The sequence below is a fragment of the Frigidibacter albus genome (assembly GCF_009908165.1).
Lineage (GTDB): Bacteria > Pseudomonadota > Alphaproteobacteria > Rhodobacterales > Rhodobacteraceae > Frigidibacter > Frigidibacter albus.
This window is the reverse complement of the sequence record NZ_JAAAUC010000001.1, coordinates 117,076-137,340: the sequence shown is the minus strand read 5'-3', so window position 1 is coordinate 137,340 and position 20,265 is coordinate 117,076. Positions and strand designations below refer to the sequence as shown.

19 protein-coding genes and 1 pseudogene are annotated in these 20,265 nt (G+C 68.0%); 10 read left to right on the top strand and 10 right to left on the bottom strand.

Going from position 1 to position 20,265, the window contains the following annotated elements; all coding sequences use genetic code 11:
- Nucleotides 1-3: 3 nt before the first annotated feature.
- Genes GVY41_RS00620 through GVY41_RS00610 form a run of 3 tightly spaced genes read right to left on the bottom strand, consistent with a single transcriptional unit; the run spans nucleotide 4 to nucleotide 2,812 of the window.
- Nucleotides 4-1,281, bottom strand: coding sequence for a TRAP transporter large permease (locus GVY41_RS00620; RefSeq protein ID WP_161342357.1), 1,278 nt, complete (start codon nucleotides 1,279-1,281; stop codon nucleotides 4-6).
- Nucleotides 1,278-1,793 (bottom strand): TRAP transporter small permease, encoded by a 516-nt coding sequence (locus GVY41_RS00615; RefSeq protein WP_161342355.1) that lies wholly within the window; start codon nucleotides 1,791-1,793, stop codon nucleotides 1,278-1,280. The genes GVY41_RS00620 and GVY41_RS00615 overlap by 4 nt, the downstream gene beginning before the upstream one ends.
- Before the next feature lie 2 nt (nucleotides 1,794-1,795).
- On the bottom strand, nucleotides 1,796-2,812 hold the full coding sequence (locus GVY41_RS00610; protein WP_161342353.1) for a TRAP transporter substrate-binding protein: 1,017 nt from the start codon (nucleotides 2,810-2,812) through the stop codon (nucleotides 1,796-1,798).
- Nucleotides 2,813-2,930: 118 nt separating this feature from the next.
- On the opposite strand from GVY41_RS00610, the gene GVY41_RS00605 reads away from it, so the two are divergent.
- On the top strand, nucleotides 2,931-3,941 hold the full coding sequence (locus GVY41_RS00605; RefSeq protein ID WP_161342351.1) for a LacI family DNA-binding transcriptional regulator: 1,011 nt from the start codon (nucleotides 2,931-2,933) through the stop codon (nucleotides 3,939-3,941).
- Here GVY41_RS00605 and GVY41_RS00600 read toward each other — a convergent pair.
- From GVY41_RS00600 to GVY41_RS20160, 6 genes and pseudogenes are all read right to left on the bottom strand, one after another.
- The gene (locus GVY41_RS00600) at nucleotides 3,938-4,624 is read right to left on the bottom strand and encodes a GntR family transcriptional regulator (protein ID WP_161342350.1); all 687 of its coding nucleotides are present in this window, start codon (nucleotides 4,622-4,624) and stop codon (nucleotides 3,938-3,940) included. The two genes, GVY41_RS00605 and GVY41_RS00600, sit on opposite strands and share 4 nt — an antisense overlap.
- Nucleotides 4,624-5,257 (bottom strand): annotated as a pseudogene (locus GVY41_RS00595) (ATP-binding cassette domain-containing protein). The gene GVY41_RS00600 and the pseudogene GVY41_RS00595 overlap by 1 nt, the downstream one beginning before the upstream one ends.
- Entirely contained in the window at nucleotides 5,254-5,586 is a 333-nt protein-coding gene (locus tag GVY41_RS00590) for an ABC transporter permease subunit (protein ID WP_229725915.1), read from the bottom strand. Before GVY41_RS00590 ends, GVY41_RS00595 begins: the two are co-directional and overlap by 4 nt.
- A 467-nt stretch (nucleotides 5,587-6,053) precedes the next feature.
- Nucleotides 6,054-6,326, bottom strand: a complete 273-nt coding sequence (locus GVY41_RS20455) for a transporter substrate-binding domain-containing protein (protein WP_268234488.1) — start codon at nucleotides 6,324-6,326, stop codon at nucleotides 6,054-6,056.
- A 177-nt stretch (nucleotides 6,327-6,503) separates the two neighbouring features.
- A complete protein-coding gene (locus GVY41_RS20165) occupies nucleotides 6,504-7,046 on the bottom strand; it encodes a M20/M25/M40 family metallo-hydrolase (protein ID WP_229725916.1) in 543 nt (180 codons plus the stop codon).
- Nucleotides 7,004-7,726, bottom strand: coding sequence for a M20 metallopeptidase family protein (locus GVY41_RS20160; protein ID WP_202456057.1), 723 nt, complete (start codon nucleotides 7,724-7,726; stop codon nucleotides 7,004-7,006). Before GVY41_RS20160 ends, GVY41_RS20165 begins: the two co-directional genes overlap by 43 nt.
- Nucleotides 7,727-7,793: 67 nt before the next feature.
- Here GVY41_RS20160 and GVY41_RS00570 point away from each other — a divergent pair, with 67 nt between their 5' ends.
- From GVY41_RS00570 to GVY41_RS00560, 3 genes are all read left to right on the top strand, one after another.
- Entirely contained in the window at nucleotides 7,794-9,800 is a 2,007-nt protein-coding gene (locus GVY41_RS00570) for an aminotransferase class V-fold PLP-dependent enzyme (protein ID WP_161342346.1), read from the top strand.
- 282 nt (nucleotides 9,801-10,082) lie between these two features.
- A complete protein-coding gene (gene ggt, locus GVY41_RS00565; RefSeq protein WP_229725900.1) occupies nucleotides 10,083-11,720 on the top strand; it encodes a gamma-glutamyltransferase in 1,638 nt (545 codons plus the stop codon).
- Nucleotides 11,721-11,736: 16 nt separating this feature from the next.
- Nucleotides 11,737-12,696: a 2-hydroxyacid dehydrogenase gene (locus GVY41_RS00560; protein WP_202456056.1), complete on the top strand. Its 960-nt coding sequence runs from the start codon at nucleotides 11,737-11,739 to the stop codon at nucleotides 12,694-12,696.
- A 7-nt stretch (nucleotides 12,697-12,703) separates the two neighbouring features.
- Here GVY41_RS00560 and GVY41_RS00555 read toward each other — a convergent pair whose 3' ends face one another.
- A complete protein-coding gene (locus GVY41_RS00555) occupies nucleotides 12,704-13,648 on the bottom strand; it encodes a LysR family transcriptional regulator (protein WP_161342342.1) in 945 nt (314 codons plus the stop codon).
- A gap of 91 nt (nucleotides 13,649-13,739) precedes the next feature.
- Here GVY41_RS00555 and GVY41_RS00550 point away from each other — a divergent pair, with 91 nt between their 5' ends.
- From GVY41_RS00550 to GVY41_RS00525, 6 genes are read left to right on the top strand one after another with little or no spacing between them, the layout of a single operon-like run.
- Nucleotides 13,740-14,663 (top strand): ABC transporter permease, encoded by a 924-nt coding sequence (locus tag GVY41_RS00550; RefSeq protein ID WP_161342340.1) that lies wholly within the window; start codon nucleotides 13,740-13,742, stop codon nucleotides 14,661-14,663.
- Nucleotides 14,660-15,499 carry an ABC transporter permease gene (locus GVY41_RS00545; protein WP_161342338.1) on the top strand — a complete coding sequence of 280 codons (840 nt, stop codon included), beginning with the start codon at nucleotides 14,660-14,662 and terminating at the stop codon, nucleotides 15,497-15,499. Before GVY41_RS00550 ends, GVY41_RS00545 begins: the two co-directional genes overlap by 4 nt.
- A 29-nt stretch (nucleotides 15,500-15,528) precedes the next feature.
- Complete coding sequence (locus GVY41_RS00540) at nucleotides 15,529-17,115, top strand: ABC transporter substrate-binding protein (RefSeq protein ID WP_161342336.1); 1,587 nt, start codon at nucleotides 15,529-15,531, stop codon at nucleotides 17,113-17,115.
- Complete coding sequence (locus tag GVY41_RS00535; protein WP_202456055.1) at nucleotides 17,112-17,918, top strand: creatininase family protein; 807 nt, start codon at nucleotides 17,112-17,114, stop codon at nucleotides 17,916-17,918. The genes GVY41_RS00540 and GVY41_RS00535 overlap by 4 nt, the downstream gene beginning before the upstream one ends.
- Nucleotides 17,915-19,540 carry an ABC transporter ATP-binding protein gene (locus GVY41_RS00530; protein WP_161342334.1) on the top strand — a complete coding sequence of 542 codons (1,626 nt, stop codon included), beginning with the start codon at nucleotides 17,915-17,917 and terminating at the stop codon, nucleotides 19,538-19,540. Before GVY41_RS00535 ends, GVY41_RS00530 begins: the two co-directional genes overlap by 4 nt.
- Entirely contained in the window at nucleotides 19,537-20,211 is a 675-nt protein-coding gene (locus tag GVY41_RS00525) for an RraA family protein (RefSeq protein WP_161342332.1), read from the top strand. The genes GVY41_RS00530 and GVY41_RS00525 overlap by 4 nt, the downstream gene beginning before the upstream one ends.
- The last annotated feature ends 54 nt before the right edge of the window (nucleotides 20,212-20,265 follow it).

Here is a 20,265-nt window from a genome sequence, read left to right as displayed (position 1 = left end):
GGGTCACTCCATCAGATAGGTGGGCAGCCAGGCGGTGAGACCGGGGAACAGGGTCACCAGCGCGAGGGCCAGGAAGAGGGGGGCGAAGAACGGGGCGACCCCGCGCACGACCTCGGCAAAGGGGATCTTCACCGTGATCGACATCATGTAGAGGCTCATGCCCACCGGTGGGGTCAGCAGCCCGATCATCAGGTTCAGCACCATGACGACGCCGATCTGTTCCGGCGGGGCCCCGGCGGCGATCAGCGCCGGGGTGACGATGGGGGCGATGATCAGGATGGCGGCGATGGATTCGAGGAACATCCCCGCCACCAGCAGCACGACGTTCAGGATCAGCAGCAGCACCAGCGGGTTGTCGGAGATTCCCAGCAACCATTCGCCGGCGCGGGCGGGCACCTGATCCATGGTCAGCACCCAGGCGAACAGCGCCGCCGCCGCCACCACGAACAGGATATTCGCCGTCGCCAGCACGGTTTCACGGGCCGAGGCGATCAGCTTGCGCAGCGTCAGCGTGCGGTAGACCAGCAGGCCGATCACGATGGCATAGGCGACGGTGATCCCCGCCGCCTCGGTCGGGCCGAAATAGCCCGACAGCAGCCCGCCGATCAGCAGCACCGGCGTCATCAGCGCAGGAGCCGAGATCAGCGACAGGCGCAGGAAGGCCGGCAGCGTCGGCGAGATCGGGTCACGCGGCAGGTTCTGGCGGCGGGCGATGAGGGCGATGTACCCCATCAGCATCCCCGCCAGCAGCAGCGCAGGCACGATCCCCGCCAGCAGCAGCTTGACCGGCGAGACCTCGGCGGCGGTGGCAAAGATGATCAGCGGGATCGAGGGCGGAAAGATCGGCCCGATGGTGGCCGAGGCGATGGTCAGCCCGGCAGCAAAGCGGCGGGTGTAGCCCTGCTTTTCCATCTCGCGCACCTGCATCCCGCCAAGCGCGCCGATATCGGCCAGCGCCGCGCCCGACATGCCGGCAAAGACCAGCGACAGCAGCACGTTCACATGCGCCATGCCGCCGCGCAGGCGCCCGACGATCATTCGCACCAGATCGAACATGTAGGTGGTGACCCCGGTCGCACTCAGCAGCGCCGCGGCCATGATGAACATCGGCACCGCCAGCAGCGGCGAGGAGTCGATGGAGTTTACGGCGCGCTGCAGCAGCACGGAGGCGGGCAGGCCGTGCATGACGATGGTGACGGCCGACGAGAGGCCAAGCGCCACCGCGATCGGCGCGCCGATCACCAGCAGCATCGCGAAGGCCAGCAGAAGGGTCAGGGTCATCTTGGGGCCCTCTCGGCACGCAGCACGGCAAGGATGCGCCACAGCGCGATCACGATCAGCAGGGCGATGCACAGCAGCACCGGCCCGAACAGCCAGATGTTCTGCATCCCGAGCGCGGGGGTGCGGAACTTCCACGCCCGGTCCAGATACAGCCAGCCGCCCCAGATCGTCAGCGCGGCGAAGGCCAGCATGGAAAGTTCTGCCAGCACGAAACAGGCAAGGCGCGGCGTGCGGGGCATAAGGTTGGTGAACACGTCCACCGCCACATGCTGGCCGTGCAGCGCCAGCAGCGGCGCGGTGCAATAGACCGCCAGCACCCCGGCAAGGCGCGAGATTTCCTCGGCCCGCGGCAGGCCGGTGTTCCACAGGTTGCGCGCCAGAACCTGCGCCACGATCAGCGCGATGATCAGCAGCAGCAGCCCGGTTGCCAGCGTGAACAGGCCGCGGGTGATCAGGTCCAGCGCCCGCGGGGGGGCGGGCGCTGTGATGTGATGGGAGGCCATCTCGGTCATGGTCAGGCGACGGCCGCGATCTTGGCGTAGAGATCGCCCCACTCGGCGTCGAACTCCGCGGAGACGCGGGCCTTCACGCTGTCCTTGAATGCAGCAAGGTCGAGGCCCGCGGCTTCGTCCAGCACGGTCATGCCGTGGCCGCGCAGCGCCTCCAGATCGGTCGCCTCGGCCGCCAGCATCTCATCCGAGGCGCGGGTGCGGGTTTCCGACGCGGCGGCGGCGACCGCCTCCTTGTGGGCATCGGACAGGCCGTTCCACACGTCATCATTCATCATCACCACCTGCGCGGCGGTGATATGCCCGGTCAGCATGAGGTGGCTTTGCACCTCATAAAGCTTAGCCGAGACCAGCACGTTCATCGGGTTTTCCTGCCCGTTGACCACCCCAGTCGCCAGCGCCGTCGGCACCTCGGACCAGTCCACCGGCACCGGCACGCCGCCAAGCCCCTCGACCGTCGCCATGTAGATCGGGAACGGGATCGAGCGGATCTTGACCCCTGCCAGATCGGCCGGGGTCATCGCGGCACGATCCAGCGTCAGGTTGCGGGTGCCGAAGTAGAAGGCATAAAGCGCCCGGGTGCCCGAGGCGTCGATCAGGCCCGCATTCAGCTCTTCCATCACCGGGCTGGCCGCATCCATCACGTTCATCAGATGCGGGATGTCGCGGTAGAGGTAGGGCGTGTCGAAGGCCGCGAAGGGGGCGTAGAGCGAGCCGACCGCGCCCGCGGTATTGTGCGAGAAGGCGATGGAGCCGGTGGAAACCGCTTCGGCCAGTTCCTGCAACTTGCCAAGCTGCGAGTTCGGGAAGATCTGGATGTCGATCTCGCCCCCGGTCTTCTCTTTCACCGCGGCGGCGAACCATTCGGCCTGCGCGCCCGCAATCGAGGCCGGCGTGTGCATGTGGCCATAGCGCATGGTCGTGGCGGCGCGGGCGCCCTTGCCCAGGAACGGCGTTGCCAGCAGGGCGGCGCCCCCGGCCAGCAGCAGGCCCCGGCGTGACAGTGCAACAGAATTGGTCATGGTCATCCTCCCATCTGCAAAAAGCTGATGCGAGGCTCCCTCCCCGCGTCATTGACGGACACCTTAGAACATGGCCCTATCGGGTCAATCGAGGGTTTTTGACGGGTTTTGATGGATCGTGGCGAAACGGGCAGGCATACGAGAGATTGCACAGCTGGCGGGCGTGTCCGAAGCAACGGTGGACCGCGTGCTGCATGGCCGCCCGAACGTGCGCCCTGCAACCGTCGACCGGGTACTGAAGGCCACGGCCGAGTGCCGCTATCTGTCGGACGAGGATCTGGCGCGGCTGACCCGGCCCGAGCGGCTGCGGCTGGCGGTGGTGCTGCCTGCCAGTGCCAACCCCTTCATCCGCAGCATGAATGCCGAACTGCGGGCCTGGGCGCAGGTGCGCGACCGGGGCGCGCGCATCCACAGCTATCTGACAGACTCGCTGAACCCGGATGCGATGGCGCGCAGTCTGCGCCGCCTTGGCCGCCGGTCCGACGCGCTGGCCTTCTTCGGCGTCGATCATCCCGATGTGCGCGACGCGGTCGACGAGTTGACGGACAGCGGCAAGCTGGTTCTGACGCTGATCAGCGATATCACCGGCTCGCGGCGCCAGGCCTATATCGGCATCGACAATCTGGCGGCGGGCCGCACCGCCGCCTACCTGCTGGCGCAGACCGCCCCGCCGGGGCAGGGCACACTGGCAATCATCGCCGCGACGCGCCACTACCGCGCCCATGTCGAACGGGAACTGGGCTTTCAGGAATTGATCCAGCGCAGCCACCCGCATCTTGCGGTGCCCGCCACCATCGAGGGGCAGGACGATCCGGCTACCAACATGCGGCTGACGCTGGCGCTGCTGGAGACCTGTCCAGACCTGCTCGGCATCTACAATGTGGGTGGCTCGTCTGAAGGCATCGGCATGGCACTGCAGCGCACCGGCCGCGCGGGCCAGGTCCGGCTGATCGGCCACGGCCTTGGCCCCGGCACGCGGCAGCTGCTGCAGGACGGCACGATGATGGCGGTCTTCACCCAGCGGACCCAGACCCTGCTGGAGGTGATGCTGGACCAGCTGCACGCGCCAACGCTGCCATCGCTGCTGCCGATGCAGATCGTGTTCCCGACCAACCTGCCGTCCAGCTAGGCGGGGCGCAGGCGCAGGGCCTGACGCTGCGCAAGCTCCTCTGTCCCGGCGATGTCGAGGCGGATCGAATGGTCGATATGGGCGCGCACGGCGCGCTCCGCCGCGTCCGGCCCGGCTGTGGTCAGCGCGCGGTACAGATCTTCATGCTCGGCCACCAGCGGGCTGCGCCGCGGCCAGTGCCGTTCCGACCACCGATAGAGCCACTCGACCTTGCCGGCCAGGGAACGGTGCCGACGGATCAGATGGCCGTGGCCGGTCTGGTTTACGAAACTGGCGTGAAACCCGAGATCGGCCGCGACGCGCGCATCGGTATCGTCGCCATCGGCCCGGCGAAGCGCGTCGAAGGCAGCATCGACCAGATGGGTGCCGCAGCTTTCGCGCCGGTCTGCCAGGATGCGGGCCGCGAGGCCTTCGAAAGCGGCGCGCAACGTGTAGATTTCCCAGATGCTCTGCGCATCCAGCGGCGCGACGCGCCAGCTGGAATAGGGCGTGCGCATCACCAGCTCTTCGCCCTCGGCCATGAACAGCGCGGCGCGCACGGTGCCGCGGCCGACGCCGATGGCCTCGCTCAACGCGGTTTCTGTCAGGACAGAGCCCGGAGCGAACTCGCCCAGGATGATCGCGCGGCGCAGCCAGTCCGTCGCGTCATCCTGAAGGCTCTTTCGTTCCAGCTTCTGGCGCATCACCTGTTCCTTTGAAAATGCCCCGACACGAAGGCGCGGCAGCGGTCGGAAACCGGGTTGCCGAACACCTGATCCGGGTGACCATCTTCCTCGATCCGCCCCTGATGCAAGAAGACCGTACGCGTTGAGACCTCGCGCGCAAAGCCCATCTCATGCGTGAGGATCAGCATGGTGCGCCCTTCCTCGGCCAGGCTGCGGATGATCTTCAGCACCTCGCCCACCAATTCAGGGTCCAGCGCGCTTGTCGGCTCGTCGAACAGCAGGGCGCGGGGGGCGGCCCTGCAGATGGATCGGCGCCTCGATGACTTTCTCCAGCACGGTGCGATGGGGCCACAAGTTGAAGCTTTGGAAGACGAACCCCAGCTCGCTGCGGATGGTGCGGGCCGTCACCTTGTCGCGCCGCGACAGGATGCCGTTCTGCGGCTCGATCACTTGCTCGCCGACCGCGACGCGGCCACTATCAGGCACCTCCAGCATCGGAATGCAGCGCAGGAAGGTTGAATTTCCCGACCCCGAGGCGCCGATCAGCGAGATCACCTCGCCATCCTGCGCCTGAAGGTCGATGCCGCGCAGCACGGCATTCGCGCCAAAGCTCTTGTGGAGGCCGGTGACAGAGAGGGCGGGCGCGGTCATGCGGGGGTTCCAAACTTGTAGGGAGACAGGCGCCGTTCCAGCCAGCCCGCGCCCCGGGTCACCAGCAGCGACAGGGCAAGGTAGATGACGGCGGCACACAGGAAGATCTCGACTGCACGGTAGGTGGCCGACACCTCGGCGCGCGCGAGGCCGGTGACATCCAGCAGCGTGATGGTGCTGACCAGCGCCGTGGCCTTGAGCATCGAGATGACCTCGTGGCTGTAGGCGGGCAGCGCCTGGCGGATCGCCAGCGGCAGCAGGATCCGGCGCATGACCATGAACCGGCCCATGCCCGACACGCGCCCCGCCTCGACCGCGCCCTGCGGCACGGCGCGCAGGCCCCCACGCAGGATTTCGGAGGGCCCTCAAACCCAAGCGCGGTGCCGACGGCCGCCACCACCTGACGCCCGCCGAAGCAGAACAGGCAGATGACCAGAAGATCCGGCACCCCGCGCAGCACGACGTATAGCCCGTGGCCAGCCGACGAACCCAGCGGCTGCCCGCGATCCGGGCCCAGGCACCGAAGGTCGGGCTGCTGATGGCAACTTTGCCCTCGTTCTTCTTGAGGAAGGCCGACAGGTTGGTGACCGAGGCCATGACCGCATCCGCCCGCCCGTTGAGCAGGTCCTGATAGGCCTCGGGCCCGGTCTGATGGGCGCGCAGCGTCACACCCTTCGGCACGAGATAGGTGTCAAGGAAGCCCGACTGGATGGTCGAGACCTGCACCGCGACGGTCTTGCCCTTCAGCGCTGCGGCGATGGCGTCGATGGCGTCGATGGCGGGTTTCACCCCGGCCTCATCCGCAAGGTCCACCGGGACCCGGTCTCTCGGGCAGGGTCAGGCCGGTTTCATTTACCGTCACGAAGGCCGAACCGCCGGTGGTGTAGTTCAGCGAGAAGCCGATCAGCTCCTGCCGCGCCGGGGTGACGGAAATGGCATCGACCACGGCGTCATACTTGCCGTCGATCGGGCCCTGGATCATGCCGTCCCAGGCCTGTGCGATCAATTCGAATGCGAAACCCTGGCGTTCGGACAGAGCCTGCACCAGATCCGGCTCGAACCCGGTGATCGCGCCCGAGGGGCGGTCTGGTTGAGCGGAGGGAACGCGCCTTCGGTGGCGAAGCGGATGGTGCGGGCCTGCGCGCGCAGCAGGCCGGGCGCGGCCAGCAGGCCGGTTCCGGCGGCGAGGGTCGAGACGAAGGTTCTTCTGGTGATGGTCGTGGGACTAGCCTCTGGATCAGGATGGTCAGGACAGGAGTTCGACGGCCATGCGGGTCAGCGCCACCGCGCTTTGCGCGATGCAGGCCTCATCCGGCTGGTAATCGGAGTTGTGGACGCGGTCATCGCGGCCCGGCTGGCCAGAGCCGACATGGATCTGGATCGACGGCATCCGCTCCGAGAAGAACGAAAAGTCCTCGGCCCCGAAGCTGGTGCCCTGCTGCACCTCGGGCGCGGTGCCGAATTGCGCGGCCAGCACATTGGCGGCCAGGTCGACCAGCCGGTCATCGTTCAGCACCATCGGCGCGCCGCGGATAGACTCGACCTCGGCGCGCAGGTTCTGTGCCAGGGCCACGCCCTCGCAGATCCGGCGCAGCGATGCCTCGGCCCGGTCGCGCGATGCGGGCGTGCGGGCGCGCACGGTGCCCTCGAACATGCAGCTGTCGGGGATGATGTTTTGCGTGGCCCCGCCGGTGATATGGCCAACGGTCAGCACCGCCGACATCGCCGGGTCCATCTCGCGCGATATCACGGTCTGCAGCTGCGCGATGACAAAGGCCGCGGCAACGATGGGATCGGCGGCGGCATGGGGCGCGCGGCATGGCCGGACTTGCCGTGCATCACCACGCGGAATTCGTCGCTGGAGGCAGTGCTGGCGCCGCGGTTCAGCGAAACCTGTCCCGCCGGCAGTTCCGGGCGGTTGTGGAAGGCAATCGCCATGTCGGCCCCGTCGGCCGCGCCATCGGCGACCATCGCGGCGGCGGCGCTTTCTGGCGTCTCCTCAGCGGGCTGGAACACAAGGCGCACGGTGCCGCGCAGCCGCGGGGCCAGCTCGTTCAACGCTGCGGTGTGCAGGTCATGGCCGCAGGCATGCATCTTGCCGGGGATGGCCGAGGCGAAGGGGAGGCCCGTCATCTCGTGGATCGGCAGCGCGTCCATGTCGGCGCGCAGGATCAGGCACGGCCCGGGCGCGCCGCCCCTGATCTCGGCCGCGACGCCGGTCCGGCCGACGCCGGCTTTCGGCGACAGGCCGAGGGCTTCCAGCGCGCACGACGCTGGCGGCGGTGCTGACGTCTCGAAGCTGGTCTCGGGATGGGCGTGGATATCGCGGCGGATCGATGAGGCGGGCCTCGACCGGCTGGATGAGGGCGGCGATTTCCGGCCCCGGATCGTTGACGAGCGTTTGCGCCATGATGCGTCCTTCGAATGTGGCTTGCAGGGGCCGGCTTCTGTAGGGCACGTTACGGTCAAGGCTCGACAATCGACAGTCGGCCTTCAAGAGAGAATGCGACGAAACTTTGGGCGGTTGCACAAGAAGATGAAAATCGACACCCTCCTCGCCGGGCTCGACGGCGTCAGCGACGGCGCTGGCGGTCTGGTCCCGCCGCTGCGGCTGTCGGTGACCCACGCCCCGCAGCCGGGCGGGCCGTCGCGTGGCTATGCCCGCTCCGGCCCCGAGGGTGAGACGCTGCTGGAAACGATCCTCGCCCGGCTGGACGGTGCGGCAACCGCGCTTGCCTTCGCATCCGGCGCGTCGGCGGCGCAGGCCGCGCTGACCCTCGTGCCGCCGGGCCGCGAGATCTTGCTGGAGGCCGAGGGGTATTACGAGTTCCGCGGCATCCTCACCCGCGCCGCTGCCGCGCGCGGGCTGTCGCTGCGGCTGGTGGAGATGACCGACCTTGAGACTGTGGCTGCACTGCTGTCCTCCGGCCGTACCGGCATGGTCTGGGCGGAGTTTCCCGGCAACCCGCTGTGGCAGGTGCCGGACCTGCGCCGCCTGTCGACGCTGGCGCACAGCGCTGGCGCGCTGCTGCTGGTCGATGCGACCGCCGCCACGCCCCACCATATCCACCCGCTGACCCTTGGGGCCGATGTGGTGCTGCATTCGGCGACCAAGTTCCTGAACGGGCATGGCGATGTGCTGGCAGGGGCGCTCGCCTTGGCCGATCCCGCCGCGCGCAAGACGCTGGCGCAGCACCGCACCGATACCGGCACGATCCTGCCCCCCTTCAGCGAGTGGCTGCTGCTGCGCGGCCTGCGCACCTTCGTGCTGCGAATGGAGCGGGCGTCGGCCACCGCTGCGCGACTGGCGGTCTGGCTGGCGGATCGGGGGCTGACGGTGCATTATCCCGGCCTGCCGGATCATCCGCAGCACGCCCTCGCCTGCGCGCAATATGCCAATGGTTTCGGGCCGATGCTGTCCTTCCGCATGGGCAGCGCCGCCCGCGCCGATGCCGTGGTGGCCGCGGTGCGGATCTTCCGCCCCGCCACCTCGCTTGGCTCCCCCGAGAGCCTGATCGAGCGGCGGGCAGCAACGGAAGGCCCGGGCACCCGCTGCCCCGCCGATCTGATCCGCCTCTCCATCGGGCTGGAGGCGGCGGAGGACCTGATCGGCGATCTGCAAGCCGCCCTCGACACCACCAACCGCAAAGGACAACCCGGCATGATCACCATTCTGGATGGCGGCATGGGCCACGAGTTGGAGCGTAGCGGTGCCCCCTTCCGCCAGCCTGAATGGTCGGCGCTGGCGCTGATGGAGGCGCCCGAGACGGTGCGCGCCGCGCATGCGCGGTTCGTTGCGGCGGGGGCCACAGTCATCACCACCAACAGCTACGCGCTTGTGCCCTTCCACATCGGCCAAGCGAGGTTCGATACGGATGCCGAGCGTCTGGCCTCGCTCGCCGGGCAACTGGCGCGCGAGGCGGCGGATGCCGGCAGCGGCGTGCAGGTGGCAGGCTCCCTGCCGCCGGTCTTCGGCTCCTACCGCCCGGATCTCTTCCGCGCAGATCAGGCCGCGGCGCTGCTCGCCCCGCTGGTCGCGGGCCTTGCGCCCCATGTCGACCTGTGGCTGGCCGAGACCCAGAGCAGCCTTGAAGAGGCCGAGGCGGCGGCCGAGGCCGTGGCGGGCACCGGCAAGCCGATCTGGCTGTCCTTCACGCTGCGCGATGGCGACGAGGCGACGGACGAGCCGTGCCTGCGCTCTGGTCAGCCGGTGGCCGATGCGGCGCGGCTGGCGCTGCGCCTTGGCGCCTCGGCGATGCTGTTCAACTGCTCGATGCCCGAGGTGATGCAGGGCGCGCTGGACGCCGCCCGCGCGGTGCTTGGGGACAGGATTCCGCTTGGCGTCTATGCCAATGCCTTCACCTCGCAAGATGAAGACGGCGGCGCGAACGAGGTGGTCAGCGCGGTGCGCGAGGATCTGACGACATCGGCCTATACGGCGATGGCAGAAGGCTGGGCCGCGGGGGGGGCCACGATCATCGGCGGCTGCTGCGGGATCGGGACCGAGCATATCCATGCCGTCGCGGGCGCACTGCGGGGCTGAGGCCTGGCAGCGCGCCCGGCGCGCAGCGCGCGATGCATCCCTCAATGCCGTTCTCGCGCAGGAAGCCGGTCATCATCGGATACCGGGTCGCAGTCAGCGGCGCTTCGGCTCGGCGCCAATTCTGTCGGCGCTCCACAAAAATCTGCCGCCACGCGCCCCCGGCCGAAGGCGGGTTTTACCCGAAGGCGGGCCGCGCTACAGTCGCAGTGCTTCCTGCCCGCCTCCCGGCCGGGTGACACTGTCCAGCCAGAAAGACTAGGTTTGGCCCATCAAAGACCTTCCTTGCCGTTCACCTGCGAAAAGCGCCCTGCCTCGGGTGCCTTGGGCGTGGTGGTCACCAACGCCCCGCTTGGCTCTGCCGCGGGGACCGAGATGCTGGCCGTGGGCGGCAATGCCATCGACGCGGCGGTCGCGGCGATGCTGACGCTGACAGTGGTGGAGCCGATGATGGTCGGCATTGCCGGGGGCGGTATCACCCATATCCGGCTGGCGGACGGTCGGCATGTGGTGATCGACGCGCTGTCCGTGGCGGGACAGGGGGCCCGGCCGGACATGTTCGAGACGGTGTCGGACCTGCCGCCGACCTACATGGATACCGTGGGGCGCCGCAACATGGTCGGGGCTTCGGCCGTGGCGGTGCCCGGCAACCTGCGCGGCTGGTGCTTGATGCACGAACGCTATGGCAAGCTGCCCTTCGCCGATGTCATTGCCCCGGCGATCCGGGCGGCGGCGTCGGGTTTCGTGGTCAGCAACTACCTGCACGGCGCCCTGCGCGAGCATCAGGCTGATCTGCTGGCGGACCCCGAGATGGCGCGGCTGTTCCTGCCCGGTGGCGCGCCAGTGCCGGTAGGTCACCGGCTGGTGATGGCAGATTATGCCGAAAGCCTGCGGCTGATTCAGGCGCAAGGCGCCGACGCGCTGCATGGCGGGGCGCTTGGGCGGGCCTTGGTGGACCGGCTGGCCAGCGGCGGCCATGTGACGCTGGACGATCTGGCGGCCTACCGGGTGGTGGAGCGCGAGGCGATCTTCGGCAGCTACCGCGGCCATGTCATCGCCGGCCCGCCGCCGCCCGCCTCATCCGGGGTGCATGTCGCGCAGATGCTGAACATGCTGGAGCCGCATGACATCGCCGGCATGGGCTTTGGCAGTGAAGGCAGCCTGCACCTTCTGGCCGAGGTGATCCGCGTGGCGTTCGAAGACCGTCGCGCCGCCTCGGGTGACCCGGATTTCGTGGATGTGCCGATCGAGAAGTTCACCTCGAAGGATTACGCCCTTGCCTGCCAGGCCCGCCTGCGTGACGTGGCACAGCCGGGGACACCCGCCGTCAGGGGCCATGAGAGCCGCGACACCACCCACCTGACGGTGGCGGACCGCGAGGGCAATGTCGTCGCCTCCACCCACACGCTCAACGGCCTGTTCGGCGCGCGGATCATGGTGCCGGGCACCGGCATCATCCCGAACAACTACATGCTGAACTATGACCCCCATCCTGGACAGGCGCTGTCCATCGCGCCGGGCAAACGGGTGCCGACCTCGATGGCGCCGATGATGGTGCTGAAGGACGGCCGCCCGCTCTATGCGCTCGGCCTGCCGGGGGCGGTGCGGATCTTCCCCTCGGCGATGCAGGCCATCGTCAACCTGATCGACCACGGCATGACGCTGCAGGAGGCGGTCGAGGCGCCGCGCCTCTGGACCGACGGGCCGCATGTCGAGCTGGAGCCGGCCTATGCGGGCATGGCGGATGCGCTGCGGGAACGGGGGCATGAAGTGCGGCTGGCCAAGACCATCGGCGGCGGCATGAACGCCATTGCCTTTGCAGAGGATGGCATGATGACCGGCGCCGCCTGCTGGCGCGCCGATGGCACCGTCATGGCGCAGGGCGGCGGGCTTGCGCGCCCCGGCGTGCGCTTTCAGATCTGACCAGACGGAGATTTCGATGACCACTGTTGTGATGCTCGACCCTGCCATGCCGGACCGGCTGGAGCGGATTGCGGCCTTCCTGCCAGAGGGGTGGAGCCTGACGACCGCCGCCTCGCGCGCGCCCGAAGATCAGCTCGCGGCGATCAGCGGTGCGCAATTTGCCATCACCGGCGACGTGCCGGTGACAGTGGCGATGATGGCGGCGCCGGGGCTAAGGGCGGTCCACAAATGGGGCGTCGGCTATGACGGGATCGACCTCGGGGCCGCGCGCCAGCACGGGGTGCGGGTGCTGCGGACCACGGGGTCGAATGCGGTGACGGTGGCGGAAACGACGCTGGGGCTGATCCTGTCGGTGAACCGCAATCTGGTGCGCGGCCATGTGGGGATCCTCGGCGGCGACTGGCTCAAGGGCTCGCTGGCGCCGACCTCGATGACGCTATCGGGCAAGACTGTCGGCATCATCGGCATGGGCTATATCGGCAAGGCGCTTGTGCAGCTTCTGCGCGGCTTCGGCTGCACGGTGCTCTACACCAAGCGCAGCCCGCTGCCTGCGGAGGAGGAAGCGGAACTTGGCCTCCGCTTCGCCCCGCTGGCAGAGTTGCTGGCGGCCGCCGATGTGGTGACGTTGAATTGCGAGCTGAACGCATCGACCCGCGACATGATCGGCGCCGAGCAGTTGGCGCTGATGAAGCCCGAGGCGATCTTGATCAACGCCGCCCGCGGCGGGGTTCTCGACGAACAGGCGCTGGCCGACGCGATCCGCGAGGGCCGCCTGCGCGGAGCCGGCATCGACGTGTTCGCGGCCGAGCCGATCCAGCCGGACAACCCGTTGCTGGGGCTGGAGCGCGTGGTGCTGACCCCGCATATCGCCGCCATCTCGGCCGACAGCTTTGCGACCTCGCTGACCCGGATGTTCGGCAACCTCCAGGCCATCGACAGCGGTAGGGCCCCGCGGGAGATCGACATCCTCGTCTGATCGAATGTCAGCCGGCTGTGGCCGCGCCGACAGCATCCATCCCAAGCTCGCCCGCGATCCGCCGTGACACACGCCGCGTGGTCTCCAGGAAGTCCAGAACGATGGGCGAGCTTTCACCGCCGGGCCATGCTGCCACCAGCTCGATGGCGCGGGGCAGCTCGGGAACCGGGCGGAACTCGAGATAGGGCGAGCGGATATTGGTGATCCAGGCCGGCATCACCGCCACCCCCAGCCCCGAGGCGACATGTGCTGCGACAGAGGTGGTGTGGGTGCATTCCTGCACGATCCGCAGATGCAGTCCGGCGCGCCGAAACTCGTTCCGCAGCAAGGTGGCATAGCTGGCCCCGAGGATCGGCGCATAGCCGATCAGGGGTTCTTGCGCGAGGTCTTGCAGGCTCACTGACTCTTTGGCCGTCAGCGGATGGCCGGTGGGCAGGGCCGCGACGAAGCCCTCGCGCATCAGCGTTTCCACCTGCGCGTGGGGCGGCCGCTCGGTGGGGCGGATGAAGGCGACGTTGATCTCGGCCAGTTCCAGCCTGCGCAGCTGTTCCGAGGTGCTGAGGTGGATGATGTCGACGATGACCGCCGGCCAGGTCTTGCGAAACTCGGCAAGGATCGGCGGGATCACATGCGTCATCGCCAGGTTGACGCCGGCGACGGTGATCCGCCCCGTCGTCTCGCCAGCCATCGCGCGGGTCTGCGCCACGGCAAGGTCCATTCCCCCCAGCAGGCCGCGGGCGTGGCGCAGCAGCGTGTCGCCCGCCGCCGTCAGCCGGGTGCGGCGGGTGGTGCGGTGGAACAGCGCCACGCCAAGGCGTTCCTCCATCGCGCGGATCTGCTGGCTGAGCGGGGCCTGCGCGATGCCCAGCCTTTGGGCGGCGCGGCCAAAGTGCAGCTCTTCTGCAAGGCAGACGAAGTAGCGAAGCTGGCGAAGATCGATCCCGGTATTCATATGCGGAACATATCAAACCATTGCCGATTAGGGAATTGATCCCTGTGCAAACGCGTGGTTCGCTGGGGGCTTATCGACAGGCAAGGGGTTCATGACACGTTTCTGGCTGATCAAGCTTCTGCGCACGATCATCACGCTGTGGTTCGTCGTGACCTTCGCATTCATCGTGCTGCGCACCTCGGGCGACCCGGTGGTGGCGCTGCTTGGCGCCGATGCCATGCCGGACGAGATCGAGCATTTCCGTGAGCTCTGGGGGCTTGATCGGTCGCTCTTTGCCCAATATATCAGCTACATAGGCCAGATGGCCACGGGGCAGTTCGGCAACTCTCTGCGCGACAGCCGCCCGGTGATGGACATCATTCTGGAGCGTTTGCCGGCGACGGCGCAGCTGGGGCTGGCCGCATTCCTGATCGCCGCCGTCATCGGCATCCCGGCGGGAATCGTTGCGGCGTTGCGGCGCGGGCGGCTGACCGACCGGATCGTGATGGTCTTTGCGGTGTTCGGCTTTGCGCTGCCCAACTTCTTTCTGGGCATCTTGCTGATCCTTCTCTTCTCGCTTTACCTGCAAATCCTGCCCTCTTCCGGTACGGGCACCTTCCTGCACCTGCTGATGCCCTCGATCACGCTGGCGACCTTCACCGCCGGGACGCTGGCCCGCTTCACCCGGTCGGCGATGCTCGAGGTGCTGGAGAAGCCCTACATGCGCGCCGCCGCGGCCCGTGGGGTGCCGTTCTGGCAGCGCGTGCTGTTCCATGCCCTGCCCAATGCGGCCATCCCCATCGTCACGGTAATCGGCCTCAACCTCGGGCAGCTGGTCGCCGGGGCCATCGTGATTGAATCGGTGTTCGCCTGGCCCGGGATCGGTCGGCTGCTGGTCGTGGCGGTGTCGCAGCGCGATCTGGCGGTGGTGCAGGGGCTGGTGCTGGTGATCGCGGTGACGATGGTGCTGGCCAACCTGATCGTGGACCTGCTCTACGGCCTGCTTGACCCCCGCATCCGGGAGGGCGCGAAATGAGCCGTCCGAACGTCATCACCGTTCTGGCCAGCGGCATCCTGACCGCGGCCGTTGCCGTCGCCGTGTTCGGCAACGTCTTCACCCCGCATCTGGTGACCGATCAGGCGCTGCTCAGCCGCTTGCAGCCGCCCGCCTTCATGGAAGGCGGCAGCGCAGAGTTTCCGCTCGGCACCGACCGGATCGGGCGCGACATGGTCGCCCGGCTGGTCGCGGGGCTGCAGATGTCATTGTCGGTGGCACTGGCGGGCACGCTCATCGGCGCGATCTTCGGCACCTTCGTCGGCTTCCTTGCCGCCCACTTCCGTGGGCTGACCGAGGAAATCCTGATGATGTTCGTGGATTTTCAGGCATCCTTGCCCTTCATCCTGATCGCGCTGACGCTGCTGGCCTTCTTCGGCAACTCGATGGTGCTGTTCGTCATCCTGATGGGGATGTTCGGCTGGGAAACCTATGCCCGCCTTGCCCGCGGCGTGGTGCTGTCGGCCCGCGCGCAGCCCTATGCCCGCGCGGTCGAGGCGTTGGGGGCAGGGCCGGGGCGGCTCTACCTGCGCCATATCCTGCCCAATGTCGCCTCGGCGCTGATCGTGCAGGTGACACTGACTTTCCCGCAGATCATCCTGCTGGAAACCTCGCTGTCGTTCCTCGGGCTGGGGATCCAGCCGCCCAATACCAGCCTTGGGCAGATTCTGGGCGATGGGCGCGATTACCTGTCCACCGCCTGGTGGATCTCGGTCTGGCCGGGGCTGCTGATCTTCCTGATCACCCTGTCCATGTCGTTGCTGGGGGATGCCTTGCGCGACCGGCTCGACCCGATGCTGAAGACGAGAACGACCTGAAACCCTGAAAGCCAACCGGAGGCTAGCCGATGATCAGCAGACGCAACTTTGGGAAATATTCGCTTGGAGCCGGGGCGGCGACGCTGTGGTTGCCGCAGGGCATGGCGCTTGCGCAGGACGGCACCCGCCCGACGCTGACCATCGCGGTGGACAACCTCTGGGCCAACATCAACACCATCAACGGGATTTCCACCACCACCCGGCGGTTCTTCCCCAACATCTACTCGCATCTGGTCGAACGCGATTACATCGCCGATGAACAGGGGCTGGCGCTGGTGCCCGGCCTTGCGACAGAATGGTCGCGCGAAGGCACTGTCTGGACGCTGAAGCTGCGCGAGGGCGTCAAGTTCCATAACGGCGAGACGATGACGGCCGAGGATGTGGCCTTCACGCTTGGCCCGGAGCGGCTGTGGGGCGAGAGCCCGTTCGAGCCGCGGGGCAAGACCTTCACCGCGGGCTTCGTGCGGGTCGAGGCGATCGATGACCTGACGGTCGAGATCGAGACTGCGCGCGAAGACCCCTACATCCCCGGCAAGCTGACCGGCTATATCGGCTTCGTCGTGCCGAAGGCGGCCTATCTGGAAATGGGCGTCGATGCCTTTGGCCAGGCGCCCATCGGCACCGGGCCGTATCGGGTGACGCTGTTCCGGTCCGGCGAAGTGCTGGAGATGGAGGCGTTTGACGATTATTGGGGCGGCACGCCGCCAGCCGAAAAGCTGATCTGGCGCATCGTGCCGGAATTCGCGGGCCGGATGGCGGGGCTGGTGTCGGGCGAGTTCGACTTCATCGCCAACATCCCTACCGATCAGGAAGCGCAGCTTGCCAGCTATGACGAGGTGATCGTCGCGCGGGCGCTGGCCGGCAACTACCCGGCCTTTGCGTTCAACACCCGGCCGGACCCGGAAGACAACCCGCTGGTCGATGTGAACCTGCGCAAGGCGATGGTGCAGGCCATCGACATGGATGCCATCGTGCAGGCGCTGTTCGGCGAGACCACCTTCCACCCGCCGGTGCCGTTCAACTTCCCCGAATATGGCGACTTCTACGACCCCGACATGGTCAACCCGCTGCCCTATGACCCCGAGGCGGCGCGGGCCCTGGTCGAGGCGTCGGGCTATGACGGGCAGGTGCTGCGCTGGCATATCACCCGGCAGTTCTACCCGAACTACGAGGCCGCGGCCGAGATCATGGTGGAACAGTGGCGCCAGATCGGCGTCAACGTGCAGGCGGTGATCCTCGACAATTTCGAGCTGGTCTACACCCGCCCCTACCACCTGATGAACATGTCGATGTCGACGGACTTCATCCCCGGCGACCCCTATCAGCCGCTGTGGCTCGACTGGGGCCCGACGGCCAGCCGGTCCACCGCGCATTGGAAGACCTGGGACCCGACGCCCGAATACCTCGCCGCCGGCAAGGAGTTCGAAGAGGCGGTAGAGTTCGAGGACCGCAAGGCCGCCTATCTCAAGCTGTCGCAGGCCTGGCAGGACGTGACCCCGGGCTACTACCTGTGGAAGAGCGTCTACAACTGGGCCCACCGCGCCGATATCGAGTTCGTGCCGCGCCCGGATGGCGAGATGCGGATGTTCGGCGATTACATGGCGCTGCCGGCGTGAAACATGCGCTGAAAGACATGACGGTCGCGGAGTTCCGCGACCGTCTGGCGGATGACCCGGTGATCCTGCTGCCGCTTGGCAGCCATGAGGAGCAGGGGCCCCATGCGCCGATGGGCGACTACCTGCTGGCCGAAGAGATCGCCCTGCGCGCGGCCAAGGCCTCGGGCGCCATCGCCGCGCCCTGCCTGCCCTTTGGCTATGCCGAGTTCTTCCGCGGTTATCCGGGCGGGATGCAGCTGCGCGCCGCGACCTTCCGCGCGGTGATCGAGGATATGGTCACCTCTTTCCTCGACCATGACATCACGCGCCTGCTGATCGTGAACGGCCATTCCACCAACGCCGCGCTGATCGACGAGGCGCTGCGCGGCCTCCGCCGCAGGACCGGGGTCGCCGTTGCCTCGATCGACCTGTGGCGCTCGATCCCCGACAGCCTGTGGACGCAGATCCACGGCCCCGCAGCCGCGCAGGCGCGGGGGCACGGCGGCGATCCTGTCACCTCTGTGTCGATGTACCTGCGCCCCGCCGAGATGCGTCCCGACCTGATGCGCGCCGCGGTGCCTGCACAGGCGATGGGCTTGCCAGCCATCGGGGTGACCGGGGTGCGGTTCGAAGGCTTGCCGCTGAACCTGCCGCTGGACGGGCATGAGCTGCACCCTGACGGGATGATGGGCGGCGATCCGGCGCTGGCTTCGGCCGAGGCGGGGCGGCTGATCGTCGAGCACCTGACCGGTCATTGCGCGCGGCTGGTGGCCCACCTGCGCCAGCATGATCCGCGCCAGCTGAATGTGGGGGCCGCATCATGACCGAACCGCTGATCGACATCCGCCATCTCTCGGTGCCTCTGCCCCGCGGTGCCGACCGCGCCTTTGCGGTGGAAGACCTGTCGCTGACGCTGAACCGCGGCGAGATCCTGTGCGTCGTGGGCGAAACCGGGTCGGGCAAATCGCTGACCGCGCTGTCGCTGATGGGGCTGCTGCCGACCAACCTGCCGCGCCCACAAGGCGAGATCCTGTTCGAGGGCCGCGACCTGCTGGGTCTGTCCCGGCGCGACCGGTTGCAGCTGTCGGGCCGGCGGCTGGCGATGGTGTTTCAGGAACCCATCGCCGCGCTGAACCCGATCTACCGCGTCGGCGCGCAGGTCTCCGAGGTGTTCCGCCTGCATACTGACCTCAAGCGCGACGAGATCCGCGACAAGGTCATCGACCTGTTCCGCGAGGTGCGCCTGCCGGACCCCGAAGCGATTTTGCGCGCCTATCCACACCAGCTGTCGGGCGGGCAATGCCAGCGGGTGATGATCGCCACCGCGCTGGCACTGGACCCGGCGCTGCTGATCGCGGATGAGCCGACGACGGCGCTGGACGTGACCACGCAGGCGCAGATCCTGAAGCTGATGCTGGACCTGCGCAGCAAACATGGCACCGGGATCCTGTTCATCACCCATGACTTCGGGGTGGTGGCCGAGATTGCCGACCGCGTGGCGGTGATGCGCCATGGCAAGCTGGTGGAAATCGGCACCCGCGATGCGGTGCTGAATGATCCGCAGGCCGACTATACCCGGCAGCTGATCGCCGCGGTGCCGCGTCTGGCGCCCAAGACCACGGCCGCGGTTCTGGGCGCGCCGGTGCTGAGCGCCGAAGGCCTGACCAAGACCTACAAGACCCGCACCATGCTCGGCACCGGCCGCGAGGTGCAGGCGCTTAAGGGCGTGGACGTGACCCTGCGGCGGGGCGAGACGCTGGGGCTGGTGGGCGAAAGCGGCAGCGGCAAATCCACGCTGGCGCAATGCGTGATCCGTCTGGTGGAGCCGGACGGCGGCGAGGTGGTCATCGACAATGGGGCCTTCACCGGGTTGACCGGCAGCGCCCTGCGCCACGCGCGGCGCAAGGTGCAGATCGTCTTCCAGGATCCCTACACCGCGCTCGACCCGCGCCACGCCGTCGGCGACGCGATTGCCGAGGGCCCGATCATCCACGGCCTGCCGCGCGAGCAGGCGAAGGCCCGCGCGCTGGAGCTGATCGAGGCGGTGGGGCTGGAGCGTAGCGCCGCCCGGCGCTTCCCGCATGAGTTTTCGGGCGGGCAGCGCCAGCGCATCTGCATCGCCCGCGCGCTGGCCGTGCGGCCCGACCTGCTGATCGCCGATGAAAGCGTGTCGGCGCTGGATGTGTCGGTGCAGGCACAGATCCTCGAGCTGCTGGCGCGGATGCAGAAGGACCTGCAGTTCGGCCTGCTGTTCATAACCCATGACCTGCGCGTCGCCTCGCGCATCTGCGACCGGATCGCGGTGATGCAGCGGGGCGAGATCGTGGAGCAGGGGCCCGCGGCCGACCTCTTCGCCCATCCGCGCAATGCCTATACCCGCGAGTTGCTGTCGGCCGTGCCCGGGCGCGACTGGCAGGACCGCCCGAGCCAAGGACCGCAGCCATGAAGAAATACCGGATCGGCCCGCGCCCCGTCGCAGTGGCGGATGACCTCCTTGCCGGTTTCCGCGAGGTCGAGATCGCCACCATCGGCCATTTCCGCCACCGCGGCTTTGTCAGCCGCGCGCTGCGCCCGATTGCGCCGATCACCGGCACGCTGACCGGCACGGCGGTGACGGTGGCGATCCCCGGCACCTGTTCGACCATGCTGCACCATGCGATGTCGGTGGTGCAGCCGGGCGATGTGGTGGTGATCGACCGGCTTGGCGATGCCCGCCACGCCTGCCTTGGCGGCGGCGTCGCATTTGCCGCCAAGGTCGCAGGGGCGGTGGCGGTGGTGCTCGACGGTCCCTGCACCGATCCCGATGAGATCATCGAGGTCGGCCTGCCGGTGTTCTGCACCGGGGTCTCGGCCATCACCACGCGGCTGAACGATCTGGGCGGCGCGCTGAACCTGCCAGTGTCTTGCGGCAACGTGCCGGTGATGCCCGGCGATCTGGTGGTGATGGATGCCTGCGGCGTGCTGATCCTGCCGCCGGACGAGGCGCATGAGGTGCTGGCCGAGGCCACGGCCCGGCAGGCCCGCGCAGGCCGCAACCGCGGCCTGATCGAGGCGGGGCAGAAGCTGGGCGATCTGTCGGGCGCCAGCAAGCTGGTCGCTGCGGCGCTGGACGGGTAGCGAGACCAAGGCCGACCTGTGACCGCGGTCGCTTTCCAGCAGTCTGCCCGATCG